Origin of the sequence: Nocardiopsis sinuspersici, from assembly GCF_001998325.1 — a bacterium.
In the GTDB taxonomy this organism is placed as follows: Bacteria; Actinomycetota; Actinomycetes; order Streptosporangiales; family Streptosporangiaceae; genus Nocardiopsis; species Nocardiopsis sinuspersici.
The window spans coordinates 1,305,478-1,320,720 of the sequence record NZ_MCOK01000001.1; the positions used below are offsets into that span (position 1 = coordinate 1,305,478).

Annotated in this window: 11 protein-coding genes; 8 read left to right on the top strand and 3 right to left on the bottom strand. The window is 71.2% G+C overall.

Going from position 1 to position 15,243, the window contains the following annotated elements; translation table 11 throughout:
• Positions 1 to 393: 393 nt before the first annotated feature.
• Positions 394 to 1,047: an SRPBCC family protein gene (locus tag NOSIN_RS05460; RefSeq protein WP_077689688.1), complete on the bottom strand. Its 654-nt coding sequence runs from the start codon at positions 1,045 to 1,047 to the stop codon at positions 394 to 396.
• Positions 1,044 to 1,385, bottom strand: a complete 342-nt coding sequence (locus NOSIN_RS05465) for an ArsR/SmtB family transcription factor (RefSeq protein WP_077693425.1) — start codon at positions 1,383 to 1,385, stop codon at positions 1,044 to 1,046. The genes NOSIN_RS05460 and NOSIN_RS05465 overlap by 4 nt, the downstream gene beginning before the upstream one ends.
• A 191-nt stretch (positions 1,386 to 1,576) precedes the next feature.
• On the opposite strand from NOSIN_RS05465, the gene NOSIN_RS05470 reads away from it, so the two are divergent.
• From NOSIN_RS05470 to NOSIN_RS05505, 8 genes are all read left to right on the top strand, one after another.
• Positions 1,577 to 2,548: a DUF1702 family protein gene (locus tag NOSIN_RS05470; RefSeq protein WP_077689689.1), complete on the top strand. Its 972-nt coding sequence runs from the start codon at positions 1,577 to 1,579 to the stop codon at positions 2,546 to 2,548.
• A gap of 475 nt (positions 2,549 to 3,023) precedes the next feature.
• A complete protein-coding gene (locus NOSIN_RS05475) occupies positions 3,024 to 4,928 on the top strand; it encodes an FG-GAP-like repeat-containing protein (RefSeq protein ID WP_077689690.1) in 1,905 nt (634 codons plus the stop codon).
• Positions 4,925 to 5,920 carry an enediyne biosynthesis protein UnbU gene (locus NOSIN_RS05480; RefSeq protein ID WP_227014539.1) on the top strand — a complete coding sequence of 332 codons (996 nt, stop codon included), beginning with the start codon at positions 4,925 to 4,927 and terminating at the stop codon, positions 5,918 to 5,920. Before NOSIN_RS05475 ends, NOSIN_RS05480 begins: the two co-directional genes overlap by 4 nt.
• A gap of 23 nt (positions 5,921 to 5,943) precedes the next feature.
• On the top strand, positions 5,944 to 6,555 hold the full coding sequence (locus tag NOSIN_RS05485; RefSeq protein WP_227014538.1) for a hypothetical protein: 612 nt from the start codon (positions 5,944 to 5,946) through the stop codon (positions 6,553 to 6,555).
• Positions 6,552 to 6,995 (top strand): hypothetical protein, encoded by a 444-nt coding sequence (locus NOSIN_RS05490; protein ID WP_143832856.1) that lies wholly within the window; start codon positions 6,552 to 6,554, stop codon positions 6,993 to 6,995. The genes NOSIN_RS05485 and NOSIN_RS05490 overlap by 4 nt, the downstream gene beginning before the upstream one ends.
• Positions 6,996 to 7,604: 609 nt before the next feature.
• Positions 7,605 to 13,427, top strand: coding sequence for a type I polyketide synthase (locus tag NOSIN_RS05495; RefSeq protein WP_077689693.1), 5,823 nt, complete (start codon positions 7,605 to 7,607; stop codon positions 13,425 to 13,427).
• 2 nt (positions 13,428 to 13,429) lie between these two features.
• A complete protein-coding gene (locus NOSIN_RS05500; RefSeq protein ID WP_077689694.1) occupies positions 13,430 to 13,885 on the top strand; it encodes an acyl-CoA thioesterase in 456 nt (151 codons plus the stop codon).
• A gap of 1 nt (position 13,886) precedes the next feature.
• Positions 13,887 to 14,501, top strand: a complete 615-nt coding sequence (locus NOSIN_RS05505) for a flavin reductase family protein (RefSeq protein WP_077689695.1) — start codon at positions 13,887 to 13,889, stop codon at positions 14,499 to 14,501.
• On the opposite strand, the gene NOSIN_RS05510 is transcribed toward NOSIN_RS05505, so the two are convergent.
• Positions 14,469 to 15,197: a TetR-like C-terminal domain-containing protein gene (locus tag NOSIN_RS05510; RefSeq protein ID WP_077689696.1), complete on the bottom strand. Its 729-nt coding sequence runs from the start codon at positions 15,195 to 15,197 to the stop codon at positions 14,469 to 14,471. The genes NOSIN_RS05505 and NOSIN_RS05510 overlap by 33 nt on opposite strands.
• Positions 15,198 to 15,243: the final 46 nt, after the last annotated feature.

Genomic DNA, 15,243 nt, shown 5'->3' on the forward strand with positions numbered 1-15,243 from the left:
TCGCTGTGGAAACTGGCCCGTCCAGTACTCCACGTGCCCCAAAACCAGGACGGACAGTGCCAATGGAGTAAAAAGGGCGAGACCTGGGCCAGCAGCCACGCGAGGGCGGTGATCAGGCACGTCACCGGCGGCTTCGGTCGCCAGGTGTCCGTGTACGTCGGCGGCGGGTGGCCAAGACTCCGCGTAACGGCACGACCCCACGCGCTCCCCGTGCACGTAGGGACTAGCCGGCGAGAGCACGCCTTCCGTCCTCCCAGGGATGCTCTCGCTCGCTGGCACGGCCCCTGTGCCGGTTCACGGGCGCCTGCCGCAGGAGAGAGGCCGCAGAACCCGTCTGAACCGAGGTTCCGTGGTCTCGTCGGGATTCGGACCTGCGGCCCTCGGACGAGGAGGTCAGGCCCCTTCGGGGGCCTCGCCCAGGTAGAAGGCGGTGGTCCGGTCCCGGGCGGCTCCGGCCTGTGAGGGAGGGGTCCCGGCCTCGACACTGGCCTCGGCCCACCGCGCGCTGCTCGCCGTGATGAACCGGCGCCCCTCGTCGGTCCGCTCCCAGCCGTCGACCTCGGGGGGCCCGTCGGACCCGGTGGTCAGGTGCCGCTCCAGCCCCATGAGGGCCAGGTCCCAGCCCACGCCCGTGGCACCCGGGCCGAACCGCTCCCAGAACTCCGCTGTGGTGTCGGCGTACGCGGTGTGCTCCAGGGTCAGCCGCGCGCCGTCGCCGTCCGGGGCCACCCGGACCGCGATCCAGCTGACATCGTCGCCGTACTCCCAGGTCGCCGTGAAGGACCGGGGCGCCTCACAGGACTCGACGGTGCCTCCCGCGTTCCCCTCCACCTGGTAGGTTCCGCCCGGGCGCAGCTCGCCGCTGACCGGCGCGAACCACCGGGGGAGCCGCTCGGCCGACGTACAGGCCTCCCAGAGGTCCTCCACGGTGGTGGGGTAACTCTGGCTGATGGTCGAGACCCGGGTCTCCCGCCCCTCGCGGGTACGGCTGTCCAGCCCTCGTGAGACGGCCTTGATCTGGGTTTCCACGGAGTTCGGAACGCTCATTGTCTCTCCTCGGTACGGCGTTGGCGCTTGCCCCGGGCGATCTCGGTCTCCAGCGCGGCCAGCTTCGGCTCCCAGAAGTGGCGGAACGAGTCCAGCCAGCTGTCCACCGAGCGCAGGGACGCGGCGTCGACCGAGTACAGGCGCCGCGTGCCCTCGGCGCGCACGTTCGCCATCCCGCTCTCCCGCAACACGCGCAGGTGTTGGGAGACGGCGGGTTGGCTGATCCCGAACTCCTCGCGGACCACCCGGGTCAGCTCGCCTGAGCTGAGCTCTCCCGCTGACAACAGCTCCAGGAGACGCCGTCTGACCGGGTCACCGAGAACGTCGAAGGCATGCATGGCCACATATTATCACTCAGGGTTTATATAAGGCCTTGTGGAACCACGGTCGCCTGTGCGTTCCGCGTCGTCTCTTCGTGCGGAGCCGTGCTCGGCAAGGACGGAGTAGACGTCCGCTCCGGGCCGCACGAGCATGGAAAGCGGGTAACTGAGGCGGATCGAGTGGCGGGGAGTGCGGTTTGTCGAGTGCGATGGGGGCGTTCCGGCGCCGGATCATAACCCCGAAACTATCCGAGACAACGCTGAGGACCAGGGGTTTCCACGACAAGGGGCCGACCGCTCGCGGCATCCTGGAGAAGGTGGGGGCTTCCTTCCTCGACGGCCTGGGCGACGCGGTGGAGACCGCCTCCCCCCATGTGACGGACCAACGGCTGGAGGGTCTGCCCGCACGCTACCGGGGGTTCGCCTACGAGGGCGCCGCGATGGGGTTCGCGCTCCTGGACGGGTTTCTCCCGGGGAGTACCAGAGCCCGAAGCTTCATCGACGGACCCGGCGCCCCCCACGTCTACATGGCCTACATCGGCATCGGTTGGGCCATGGCCCGCCTGCCACGGCCGCTGTGGCCGGATACCAAGGCCCTGGACCCGCTGCTCCGGTGGCTCGTACACGACGGTTACGGCTTCCACCAGGCCTACTTCCACACCGGTCGGTACGTACACCGTCAGCTTCGCGACCACAGCGCGGCCCGGCGCACGGGGGACGGCCCCTACGCGCTGCGCGCCGCCGACCAAGGGATCGGGCGGGCCCTGTGGTTCGTGGCCGGTGCGGACGCGGTCCGTGCCGTCGGGTTGGTGGACTCCTTTCCCCCGGAGCGCAGGTCCGACCTCTGGGCCGGGATCGGCCTGGCGGCGACCTACGCGGGCGGCACGGACGAGGCGGACTTGCGCCGACTGTGCCGGGGCGCGGGCGAGCACCGGTGGTTCCTGGCGCAGGGCGGTGCCTTCGCCGCCGAGGCGCGGGTGCGCAGCGGTCTCGTCGTTCCGGCCTGCGAGAGCGGGACGAGGGTGCTGTGCGGTATGGGCGTGGGCCGGGCGGCCCGCCTCTGCCGGGACCTGCGCCCCGGACCCGCCGAGGCGGAGGCCGACCCCGCCCGTCCCCCGTACGAGTCGTGGCGCGTTCGCCTCGCCGAGGAGCTGGCCCGCCACGGAGGGGACGGGTCGTGAGGCCGGCGGGTCCGGGAAGCCGCCCCGCGGACTCCTCCGTTCCCCCCGCCCGGACTCCTCCGTTCCCCCCGCCCGGACTCCTCGATGAACCCGGAGCGCACGAACCCGTTCCGTGACGGCACACGGTACGGATTCATCTCCCGTCCTCCGAAGGAGCCGGTTCGTACACCTTCGGCGCTGCCGTGGGCGACGCCCGTTTCGCCACCGTGGCGGGCTGCATCCGAATGCCCCGGACGTGCCAGGAATTGTTTCGGACCGGAAAACATCCGCTGGTCGGTGCGGCACGGCGCGAAACATTCCGAACGAGGGCTCCGTGCCCGTGTCCGGTAGTGCGGGCAGTGCGGGGCCTGATTCTCTTTCCGCGCTCACCGCAGGCAGGGCAAGAATGGATATGGAAAAACTGCGCCCTTCTTATGGATGCTGGTGGTGTTGCGAACTCGAGCAGGTGGCGGCGCCACCACACTGAGGAGCCCTCATGCGGTTGATGTACCGTCTGGCGACACTCGCACTGGCCTTGGCGATGGTGGGTGCCCTGGGTACTCTGACCGTCCGCCCCTCTATGAGCGAGATGGAGAGGGACGAACGCGCGTCCTCCTTCGCGTTCGAGACACGTGCGCTCAACTCGGAGCCCGACGGCGCCCGCACCCAACGCGAGGTGGCCCCCGACCTGGAGCACTTCGAGGGGTGGATCTCCGCGGTGGGGGCTGGGGCGGCTCTTCTGGACCTGCGCGGGCTGGACCGGTCGGCCGACGTGTGCCTGGTCGACCCCCGGGACGACAGTGTCACCCTGCGCAACGCCCCTGGGAGCAGTGCCGACGACTATCCCGTCGTGGAGCTGCTGCCTGAGGGCCTTCCCTACGACCGCACCATGGCGCCCATGGGTTGTGTGCCCGCTGACCTGGACGAGGACGGCGATCTGGACCTTCTCGTCTACTACTGGGGCCGTTCCCCGGTCCTCTTCGTGAACACGGCCGGCCCCGAGGCGACACCGGCGGCGGAGAGCTTCACCGCCCACGAGACGGTCGAGCCGATGCAGACTTGGAACACGACCGCGCTGAACATCGCCGACCTGGACGGGTCCGGCTCACTCGACGTCCTCGTGGGCAACTACTTCCCCGACGGAGCGCGCGTGCTGGACCCCGAGGCGGCCGGCGACTCCCGGATGGAGATGCAGCAGAGCATGGGGCTGGCCACTAACAGCGGACGCAACCGGATCCTGCTCACGGAGCCGGAGGGCGCCGCGGACACGCCCCCCGTGTTCACCGACGCCAGTACGGCGCTGCCCGAGCACGTCGCCAACGCCTGGACGCTCGCGGCCGGCTTCCAGGACCTGAGCGGCAACGGGGTCCCCGACCTCTACCTGGCCAACGACTTCGGCAACGACAGCTTCCTCGTCAACCGCTCCACCCCGGGAGAGCTCCGGCTGGAGCCGCTGAAGGGAGAGCGGGACATGGTCACCCCGAAGTCACAGGTCATGGCGAACGGTTCCTACAAGGGAATGGGGGTCACCTACACCTACACGGACGGCGCGGACCTGCCGACCATCGTCGTCAGCAACATCACCACCCCCTACGCGCTGCACGAGAGCAACCTCGCCTTCGTACCGGACGGTGACGGCGCCGACCTCCTGGAGGGAACGGTGCCCTACTCCGAGAGCGCTGAGGAACTGGGGATCGCCCGGAGCGGATGGGCATGGGACGTCAAGGCCGCCGACTTCGACAACGACGGCACCGACGAGCTGGTCCAAGCCACCGGGTTCCTCAAGGGAGACCGGACACGCTGGCCGGAGCTCCAGGAGATCGCGATGGGCAACGACCAGTTGCTCAAGTACCCCCAGGCCTGGCCCAGGTTCTCCGAGGGGGACGACCTCTCCGGGCACGAGACCAATCCGTTCTGGGTGCGGGGGGAGGACGGACGATACACCGACCTCGCGGCCCCGCTGGGCATCGCCGAGTACGACGTCACCCGGGCCTTCGCCGTCGGTGACGTCGACGGCGACGGACTCCTTGACATGGCGGTGGCCAATCAGTGGCAGAACTCCCGGATGCTGCTGAACAGGGCGCCCGACGCGGACCCGGCCGCCATCCTGCGCCTTGTGCGCCCGGGGGCCGCCGGTGACGGCGCCCTGGTGGCGGCGGTCGGCGCCTCGGCCCGTGTGGACGCCCCCGGCCATCCCCCGCAGACGGAACAGCTCTTCCCCGCCAACGGCCATGTGGGGGTCTCCGACTCGATCGTCCACCTGGCGGCGCCAGCGGGCGCCCTGCCGGTCACCCTCTCCTGGCGTGACGGGGAAGGCACCCGGCACACCACCGATCTGGTGGTGGAACCAGGAACGCACACGATCCTCCTCGAGGACGACGGAACGGCGGTTGTCCGATGACTGCGACCAAACCCGAAGAGAGAGAGTCCGGAGCACCCGAGGCCGCCGAGGGCCGGACCGCGGGATCCGGGCCCCCTCCTGCCACCGCGGCCCGCCCCGCCTCGGACCGGAGGGTGATGGCGCTGCGCATGTTCGCCACCTCCATCACCGCGTTCACCGTCCTGGGACACCTGTTCCTGGGTTTCGAGCAGTCGCCCGTCACCCCCGTCGCGGCCGTTCTGTTCGGTTACGTGTTCGATCTGGTCCTGGAGACACTCGACGCCCGTGCCGCCGACCGGGAACCCGGTTACGCGGGCGGGGTCGGCAGGATGATCGACTACCTGCTTCCCACCCACATCGCGGGACTGGCGTGCGCGCTGCTGCTGTGGGGCAACGTCTCGCTGTGGCCGTACCTGTTCGCGGTGGCTGTCGCCGTGTGCAGCAAGTACCTGCTCCGGATCCCGGTGGCGGGCCGCAAACGCCACTTCCTCAACCCGTCCAACTTCGGGATCACGGTGACGCTGCTGCTCTTCCCATGGGTGGGGATCGCACCCCCCTACCACTTCACGAACAACATCGACGGAACCCTGGACTGGCTCATTCCGCTGGGCATCCTCATGGCGGGGACGATGCTCAACATCAACCTCACGAAGCGCTGGCCGCTCATCCTCGGATGGGCGGGCGGCTTCGCGCTACAGGCGGTGCTGCGGTGGCTGGTCCTGGACCACGCGCTCCTGGCGGCCCTGCTGCCCATGACCGGGGTGGCCTTCGTCCTGTTCACGAACTACATGATCACTGACCCGGGGACCACACCCTCCAAACCCCGGAACCAGGTGGTCTTCGGGCTGACCACGGCCATGGTCTACGGACTCCTCGTCACCTTCCACGTCGTGTTCGGCCTCTTCTTCGCCCTGGTCATCACCTGTGCACTCCGGGGGGCCGTCCTGGTCTGCGCGCCCCGGTTCGGCCGGACCCGTGCGGCCACCGCCACGAGTCCGGCCCCGACCGCCTGAACACCACACCAGCGGAGCGACACATGCCGAAGACCGAACCCCCCCACGGAACCCCGTCCGCCCCCGGAGACACCACCCACGCCGGCCTCTACGGCAGGGCCATGCGCTTTCTGAACTCCCGGGGGCACCACCTGTGCCTGAAGCTGTACATGGTCATCGTCCTCGCGCACTGGGCCGAGCACATCATCCAGGCAGCCCAGATCTACGTGCTCGACTGGCCGGTGGAGCAGGCCCGCGGCGCTCTCGGCATCCCCTTCCCCTGGCTGGTCACCTCCGAGTGGCTGCACTACGGATACGCCCTGATCATGCTGATCGGGCTGCTCCTGCTCCTGCCGGGTTTCACCGGACGGAGCCGCGCGTGGTGGACGGCTTCCCTGCTGGTGCAGGTCTGGCACCACTTCGAGCACCTGCTCCTGCTCGTCCAGGCGGCCAACGGAGTCAACATCGGCGGCGGTGACGCCCCGACCAGCCTCATCCAACTGCTGATCCCCCGTGTCGAGCTGCACCTGTTCTACAACACCATCGTCTTCGTCCCCATGGTCGTGGCGATGTACCTCCACATGCGTCCGAACCCCTCGGAACGCGAGGCCATGGACTGTTCGTGCGCACACGCCTCCCGGGGGGCGCACGAGTGAGCCGCGCTCCGCGCCGGATCTCGGCGTTCACCGTGGCGCTGCTGCTGGTCGCCGCGCTCATCGTCTACCTGGGGGCCTCCAACGTGGACCGGAGCCTGCGTGCCGCCCGCGCCGACGGTGTCGCCGGAACCTTCACCGGCACCAGGCTCGACTGCGTCCAGCACCCGGGCCACGAGTCGTGCACCTGCTACGGCGTCTACGTGCCGGACTCGGGCGGTCCCGAGCGCACCGACGTCTACCTCTACGGGAGGGACCGGCAGTCCTGCCCTGTGGGGGAGCCCGCCTCCGCCGTGGACGTGGGGTCGGCCAGCCGGGTGTACGGGCCCGAGGGCTCGAACGAGTGGATCATGACGGCCGCCATGATCCTGGTCGGGCTGGGCGTCGGCGGCTGGGCCGTCCGGCCCCGGCGGGTGGGCGGCGGCCAGGCTCCTCCGGACTGACGGAGACCCGGCCACGGGGTCCGTGGCCGTAGCCCGGCACGGGAGAGGAAGGCGGCCACCGGCTCCGGACGGCGCTGGGTCCGCCGCAGCGGCCAGTTCCACGGAGGCCGGGGACGCCGGAGCGGCGGTGCGCGGGTGCGCCCACACCCCTCGGCCTGAGCGCGGCCGTGGTACCGGACCGGACGGGTCCGGGCGCGCTCCACCGTGCCGGCCAGGGAGGTCCCGGCCTCGTCGGCGAAGCAGGCCCCCGCCCCGGCCCCCCTTCTCGACGCCGGGTCGAGTCGTGCGCGGCCCGGCCGGCGGCGTCCCCATCGCGTTCCCGCCCCGCCCGAAAGGGGGCGGCCCTGTTCGGGCGGCGGAGCCCGTGGCGGCCTCCCGGACCCGCTGGTGCGGGGAGTCCCGCCCACCGCGGAAACGAACAGCCGGACTCCGGTGATTCCCGACGGTGAACGCGACCGTGCACTTCCCCGCATAGCAATAATCACGCTGTTATTTAATAGGGGTTTCCTGGAATGGCATGAAAGAAGAAGAAGGTTCGGTGGGCGTCCCGCATGCTTGGTGTGGGGTTGGCCTCTGCCAGTCCTTTGCGAGGCGGATGTGGGGTGGATTATGAGAACCGTCCGTATTGCTGTTGTCGGAATGGGCCTGTGTTTTCCTGACGCGGATTCGCACGAAGATCTATGGGATAACGTTCTCGCTGGCAGGAGGGCTTTCCGTCAGATTCCGGATGAACGTATGAATCTGGCGGACTACTGGTCCGAGGACCCTTTGGCGGAGGACCGTTTCTACTCCAGGCAGGCCGCTGTACTCCAGGGCTTCGAGTTCGACAGGATTCGTTACCGTGTCTCGGGAAGTTCGTTCCGCTCGACGGACATGACGCATTGGCTCGCCCTGGAGACGGTGTCCCGGGCATTGGAGGACGCGGGTTTTCCGGCGGGAGAGGGGCTGCCGCGCCGCTCCACGGGTGTGGTGGTCGGCAACAGCCTCACCGGGGAGTTCACCCGCGCCAACACCATGCGGCTGCGCTGGCCCTACGTGCGCAGGACCGTGTCCGCAGCCCTGGTCGACCACGGATGGGGGGAGGAGGAGGCCGGCGCCTTCCTGACGGACCTGGAGGGAAGATACAAGGAGCCCTTCCCCCGGATCGACGAGGACACCCTCGCCGGAGGGCTCTCCAACACCATCGCCGGTCGTGTGTGCAACCACTTCGACCTCGGAGGCGGTGGCTATACGGTGGACGGAGCCTGTTCCTCCTCCCTGCTGTCGGTCGTCACAGCCGCCAACGCCCTGGCCCAGGGCGACCTCGACGTCGCCATCGCGGGCGGGGTGGACCTGTCCATCGACCCCTTCGAGATGGTCGGCTTCGCCAAGACGGGTGCGCTGGCCACCGGGGAGATGAGGGTCTACGACAAGGGCTCCAACGGCTTCTGGCCGGGCGAGGGCTCGGGCGCCCTGGTCCTGCTCCGTGAGGAGGACGCGATCGCCCAGGGACGACGTCCCTACGCCCTGGTCACGGGGTGGGGCGTCTCCTCCGACGGCAAGGGCGGGATCACCCGGCCCGAGGAGGGCGGTCACCGGATCGCTCTGGAACGCGCCTACGCGCGCGCGGGGTACGGGGTCGAGACCGTGGGGTACTTCGAGGGGCACGGTACGGGGACCGCGCTGGGTGACGAGACCGAGCTCATGGCACTCTCCGGCGCCCGGACCGCCGCGGACCCCTCCGCGCCTCCGGCCGCCCTGGGCGCTCTCAAGGCCAACATCGGCCACACGAAGGCGGCCGCCGGAGTCGCCGGGCTGATCAAGGCGATCATGTCGGTGCACCACCGGGTCATCCCGCCGGCCACCGGCCACCACTCCCCGCACCCCCTGCTGGAGGCGGAGGACGCCGCTCTGCACGTCCCCGACCGCGCGTCCCCCTGGCCGCAGGGCCGCCCTGTGCGCGCCGGGGTCTCGGCCATGGGGTTCGGGGGCATCAACACCCACATCACCATCGAAGCCGACGCACAGCACCGGGGCGAAGGCCTCACGTCCCGCGCCCGCGCCCTGGTCTCCGGGCGTCAGGACGCTGAACTGCTGGTGGTGGACGGCTCGGACCCGGCCGAGCTACGTCAGCGGCTCACCGACCTCGCGGACCTGCTCCCGCGTCTGTCCTACGCCGAACTCACCGACCTGGCGGCCTCGCTCGCCGAGCGGTCCGCGCGCCGTCCCGCGCGCGCCGCCGTGGTCGCGTCCTCTCCCGAGTCCGCGCGGCGGTCGGTGCGCGCCCTCGTCGAACGACTGGACGGGGGCGAGACGAGGGTCCTCTCCCCGGAGAGAGGGATCTTCCTCGCTCACGGCACCACCCCGCCCAGCATCCGCTTCCTCTTCCCGGGGCAGGGGTCGGGAAGCAGAGGGGGCGGCGTGCTCCGGCGGCGTTTCACCGCGGCGGAGAGGGTCCTGGCCTCGGTCGGGCTCCCGGAGGGGGGCGACCAGGTGGCCACCGAGGTGGCGCAGCCCCGCATCGTGGCCGGCTCCCTGGCCGCCCTGAACGTCCTGAGCGACATCGGGATCCGCGCGGACGGGGCCACGGGCCACAGCCTGGGAGAACTGACCGTCCTGCACTGGGCCGGAGCCCTCGACTCCGAGACGACCCTCGGCCTGGCCGCCTTACGCGGTCGCATCATGGCTCGGACGGGGCGCCCCGACGGGGCCATGGCCGGACTGGCCTGCGCGCCCGGGAGAGCCGAGGCCCTGGTCGAGGGGGAGCCCGAGGCCGTCGTGTCCGGGTACAACGGTCCGGAGCAGACGGTGGTCTCCGGATCGGTCACGGCCGTGGAGAGGGTCTGCGCCCGGGCCCGGGCCGAGGGAGTCGGCGCCACCCGGCTCAGAGTGTCCCACGCCTTCCACTCGCCGCTGGTGGCCGACGCGGCCGTGGAGTTCGGCCGCCGGCTCGACGGCATCGACTTCGGCCCACCGTCACCGGGCGCGGTCTCCACGGTGACCGGACGGGAACTGGCCCGCGACACGGACCCGCGTGCCCTGCTCAGGGAACAGGTCGTGCGACCGGTGCGTTTCCACGAGGCCCTCACGCGCCTCGCGGAGGATGCCGACCTGCTGGTGGAGGTCGGGCCCGGCAACGTCCTGTCGGCCCTGGCCGCCCGAACCGTCCCCCACGTTCCGGCGGTCGCCGTGGACTCGGACGCGGCGTCCCTGGCGCCGTTCCTGGGAGCGGTCGCCGCCGCCTACGCTCTCGGCGCGCCCGTGGACACGCGCTCCCTCTTCGAGGGCCGGCTGCACCGTGACCTGCCCGAGGAGCTGACGTTCCTGGCCAGTCCGTGTGAGTCCGCCCCCGGCACGGCGCTGGGACGCACCGGCGGAGCGGACCGGCCCGCCGGGGACACGGCCGGTCCCGCCGGGGATCCGTCCCCCGGACCGGAGGACGCGGACACGCTGGAGCTCCTCCGCTCCCGTGCCGCTGCGCGGGCCGAACTCCCCGTCTCCATGGTGAACGCGGACACGCTCCCCCTGGACGACCTGCACCTGAGTTCCATCACGGTCGGCCAGCTGGTGAACGAGGTCACGCTCGGCCTGGGCCTCCCGCCGCTCCAGGCGACCACGGGATACGCCACCAGCAGCCTGGGCGAGCTGGCCGAGATGATCGACGCGCTCGCCCAGACCGCCGGGGAGCACGAGGAGCACACGCGGGTGGCGGGAGCGGCCCCCTGGGTCCGGGCCTTCGAGGTCGCCCACGTGGCCGGACCCGTGCCCCGGGCCGTCGCGCCCGCGCTCTCGGACGGGAGCGGGTGGAGCGTGCACGCCTCTCCCGGCCATCCGCTGGCCGAACCTCTGGCACGGGCCCTCTCCGGCCTGGGACCCGGCGTCCTGTTGTGCCTTCCGGCCGAGGCGGGCACGGAACACGTCGGGACCATGCTCGACGCCGCCCGGGAGGCGGTGGCCTCCGGGGACGGTACTCGATTCGTCGTGGTCCAGGGGCGGCGGGGCGCCGCGGGAGTCGCCCGGACGCTGTGCCAGGAAGCACGGGGGGTGGCCACGACCCTGGTCACCCTGAGCGATCCCGAACCCGTGTCCCCGCAGGTGCGGGAAGAGGCGGTGCGCCGTGTGGTCGCGGAGACGGCCGCCACCTCCGTCTTCGCCGAGGTGCGCTACGGTGCCGACGGCCGACGGACCGTTCCTGTCCTGCGCGCGCTTCCGCCCGACGCGGCGACGGCGGACACCGGGTCCGCGGACGCGCCCCTCGGGCCCGAGGACGTGGTACTGGTCACCGGCGGGGGCAAGGGCATCACCGCCGAGTGCGCCCTGTCCCTGGCGAAGGAGTACGGGGCGGCGCTAGCCCTGGTGGGCCGCGCGGAGGAGGGGGACCCCGAGCTCACCGCCAACCTGGAGCGGATGTCCGGGGCGGGGGCCCGCTTCGCCTACTCGCGCGCGGACGTGACACGGCCGGAGGAGGTCCGTGACGCCGTGCTCGCCCTCCAGAAGCGGTTGGGGACGGTCACCGCCGTCCTTCACGGTGCCGGGCGCAACGAGCCCGCGTCGTTGCGGACGCTCACCGAGCAGGCCTTCCATGGAGCCATCGCCCCCAAGTCCGAGGGGCTCGCGACGGTCTTGGACGCGTTGGACCCGCGGTCGCTCCGGCTGTTGGTCGCCTTCGGCAGCGTCATCGGACGCGCGGGCCTGCGGGGCGAGGCCCACTACTCGACCGCCAACGACTGGCTCACCGAGATGACGGTCGAGTTCGGTGAGCGCTACCCCCGCACACGTGTCCTCGCCCTGGAGTGGTCGGTCTGGTCCGGGGCCGGTATGGGGGACCGGCTGGGCGTGGTCGAGTCACTGGCGCGCGACGGCGTGACACCCCTCTCCGTGGAGGACGGCGTCGCCGTCCTCCACCGTGTCCTCACGGACCGTTCCGCCGGGCCCGTCCTGGTGGTCAGCGGCCGGACCGGTGACCTGCCCACACTCACCACCGAGCGGCGGGAGTTCCCCCTGGGCCGGTTCACGGACCGGCCGCTCATCCACTATCCGGGGGTGGAGCTGGTCACGGAGGCCGTCCTCTCCTCTCCTGACGACCCCTACCTGGACGACCACCTCCTCGACGGAGACCACCTCTTCCCAGCCGTGATCGGTATGGAGGCGATGGCGCAGGTGGCGGCCGCGGTGAGCGGCCACAGCGGTCCGCCCGTGATGGAGGGGATGCGCTTCCAACGCCCCGTGACCGTGAGCCCCGGAAGCACGACCACCATCCGGGTGGCGGCGCTCGTGCGCGACGCGGAGACCGTGGACGTGGTCATCCGCAGCGAGGAGACGGGCTACGACGCGGACCACTTCCGTGCCCGCCTGCGCTGGTCGCGTACGGAGCCGCCGGAGGAGCACCCTTCCCCCGCCGCGGGGCTCCCCGCCCTGCCAAGAGTGCGTATCGAACCCTCCGAGCTGTACGGGGGCCTGCTCTTCCAGGGCAAGAGGTTCCAGCGGCTGCTGTCCTACTACCGCGCCAGCGCACGCCATGTGGTCGCCGAACTGTCCACGTCGGGCGAGGACGACTGGTTCGGGGGCTTCCTCCCCCAGCAGCGGACCCTCGCCGACCCGGGGGTGCGCGACACCGCGATGCACGTCCTCCAGGCCTGTGTGCCCGACGGGACACTGCTGCCGGAGAGCGTGGACCTGCTCGTACTGGCTCAGAATGGGGACGAGGACCCGGGCGGCCACGTGTGGCTCGACGCCGTCGAGCGTGCCCAGGACGGCGACTCACACGTCTACGATGTCGACCTCCGTGACTCCTCCGGTGCCCTGGTCGAACGGTGGGAGGGGCTGAGACTGCGCGTCGTGCGCAGGACCGACGGGACCGGACCGTGGATTCCTGCGCTTCTCGGCCCCCACCTGGAGCGCCGCCTGGAACACGTGCTCGGAGGGTCGCTGGCCGTGGTCGTCGATCCGGACTCGTCGTTCGACGGCGGGATCCGCGAGCGCAGGGCCGACACCGAACGCGCGGTCAGCCGCGCCTTGGACCGGCCGGTCCGGGTCCGCTATCGGCCGGACGGCCGTCCCGAGGTCCCCGGCACGACGGTCTCGGTCTCACACGGGGCGGGGGTGACCCTGGCCGTGACCGGGCACGGCACGCTCGCCTGCGACGTGGAGACCGTCGTGGAGCGCTCCGAACAGGAGTGGGCCGGGCTGCTCGGTGCGGGGCTCGTCCCACTGCGGGACCTGGTCGCCCAGCAGGTCGGGGAGTCCGTCCACACCGCGGCCACACGGGTCTGGGGGGCGCTGGAGTGTCTGAGCAAGGCGGGTGAGCCGTGCCGGGCCCTGGTCCTGGACTCGGTCGGGGAGCACGGGTGGACCGTGCTCTCGAACGGGGAGGCGCGCGTCGCCACCTGGGCCACCATCCTGAACGGGGTACCGGACCCCGTGGTCTTCACGGTCCTGGCCGGAGAGGAGTGACCATGTCCGACTACTACGAGTTCCGCCACACCGTCGGCTTCGAGGAGACCAACCTGGTGGGCAACGTCTACTACGTCCACTATCTGAGTTGGCAGGGCCGCTGCCGCGAGATGTTCCTGAAGGAACGGGCGCCCGGAGTCCTCGCGCAGGTGTGGGACGACCTCAAGCTCTTCACTCTTCGGGTGGACTGCGAGTTCTTCGCCGAGATCACCGCGTTCGACGAACTGTCCATCCGGATGCGGCTGGAGGAGCTGAGCCAGACACAGGTGCAGTTCGCCTTCGACTACGTCCGCCTCGGGTCGGGGACGGAGACACTCGTGGCGCGGGGCCGCCAGCGCGTCGTCTGCATGCGCGGCCCCAACGCGGAGACCGTGCCCACCCGTGTGCCGGAGGAGCTGCGCGCGGCCCTCGCGCCCTACGTGGACCAGGCGGCCGGAGCGCGCGGGGCGGTGGTCTGACATGGCGGATCTGCGCCGAGTGATGTCGGCGTTCGCCACCGGGGTCACGGTGATCACGGTCAGCGGCGACCAACCCGGCGGGATGACCGCCAACGCCTTTTGCTCCGTCTCCCTCGACCCCCCGCTCGCCCTGTGCTGTGTGTCCCGCGAGAGCCGCCTGCACGAGGCGCTCTCCGCCGACGGGCGTTTCGCGGTGTCGGTGCTGAACGCCGACCAGGAGCACGTCGCCCGCCATTTCGCCGACCACGCGCGGCCGCACGGGTGGGCGCAGTTCGACGCCCTGGAGTGGTTCCCGGGTCCGCACACGGGGGCGCCCCTGCTCACCGGGGCACTGGGGTGGCTGGAGTGCGAGGTGGCCCAGGAGGTTCCGGCGGGTGACCACTCGGTGTTCATCGGCGGTGTGCTCGACGCGGTCCGGGGCGCCGACCTGCCGGCCCTGGTGTTCCTTGACGGGGCCTTCCAGAAGTCCTCCCGGGCCTCTCCCGGACTCGGGGAGGCCCCGGCGCCGCGACGCCCGCCCGGCGGTGTCCGTGGTCGGGACCGGCCCGCGGCGGTCGGCGCGGCCGGAAGGGGGAACACCTGGTCAACGGGAACCCGGCACTTCCCTGACGGCTGAGGTGCCTCGGATCCGCTCCCCGTCCCCGGGCAGGGGCGCCGAGGAGGTGAAGGCCGCCGCGAAGGTGCGGCGGGAGGCCGCGACGGACCGGTCCGCGGACTCGGGGGAGTCGCCCGCACCGACCATGAGGGCCGACAGTTGCGTCTCGAAGCAGGTGTCGGGGCCATAGGGCTCGACCAGGTAGGCGCCCAGCTCAAGGGAGGCCAGGCCGTGGACGGAGCTCCACATGTGGTGGGCGACGGTCACGGGATCGGTGTGTCGGAAACGGTCGGCCGCCATACAGCGTTCCACGCACTCGATCACCCCGGTCATCGTGTACCTGCCGTGCTGACGGTCGTCCTCGGTCAGGGAGAAGCCGGCCAGGGAGGAGGTCCCGAACATCACCGCGTACAGGTGGGGCTCCGCCAGCGCGCTGGCCCGGTAGGCCCGGCCGAACGTGGCCAGGTCCGACACCGGGTCGGCGGTGGCCCACACACGGGAGAAGTTCTCGTGCAGCCGGGCGAACCCCTCGTGGACCATGGCCCGGACAAGCCCGGCCATCCCGTCGAAGTTGGTGTAGACGGCCATCGTCGAGTGCCCCGTCTCGTGGGCCACCCGGCGGGTGGTCAGTGCTCTGGGCCCCTCGGACGCCAGGATGCGTGCGGCGACGTCCACCAGGGCCGTTCGCAGCCCGGGGTCCGCCTTGCGGGGGCTCACCGGGACCTCGGGGGATCCGGTGCCCCGGTCAGGCCGGCGGCGTGGG

Excerpts from the sequence above, each read along its gene's own strand:
- NOSIN_RS05460 (WP_077689688.1), bottom strand. The coding sequence starts at position 1,047 with ATGAGCGTTCCGAACTCCGTGGAAACCCAGATCAAGGCCGTCTCACGA.
- NOSIN_RS05465 (WP_077693425.1), bottom strand. The coding sequence starts at position 1,385 with ATGCATGCCTTCGACGTTCTCGGTGACCCGGTCAGACGGCGTCTCCTG.
- NOSIN_RS05470 (WP_077689689.1), top strand. The coding sequence starts at position 1,577 with ATGGGGGCGTTCCGGCGCCGGATCATAACCCCGAAACTATCCGAGACA.
- NOSIN_RS05475 (WP_077689690.1), top strand. The coding sequence starts at position 3,024 with ATGCGGTTGATGTACCGTCTGGCGACACTCGCACTGGCCTTGGCGATG.
- NOSIN_RS05480 (WP_227014539.1), top strand. The coding sequence starts at position 4,925 with ATGACTGCGACCAAACCCGAAGAGAGAGAGTCCGGAGCACCCGAGGCC.
- NOSIN_RS05485 (WP_227014538.1), top strand. The coding sequence starts at position 5,944 with ATGCCGAAGACCGAACCCCCCCACGGAACCCCGTCCGCCCCCGGAGAC.
- NOSIN_RS05495 (WP_077689693.1), top strand. The coding sequence starts at position 7,605 with ATGAGAACCGTCCGTATTGCTGTTGTCGGAATGGGCCTGTGTTTTCCT.
- NOSIN_RS05500 (WP_077689694.1), top strand. The coding sequence starts at position 13,430 with ATGTCCGACTACTACGAGTTCCGCCACACCGTCGGCTTCGAGGAGACC.
- NOSIN_RS05505 (WP_077689695.1), top strand. The coding sequence starts at position 13,887 with ATGGCGGATCTGCGCCGAGTGATGTCGGCGTTCGCCACCGGGGTCACG.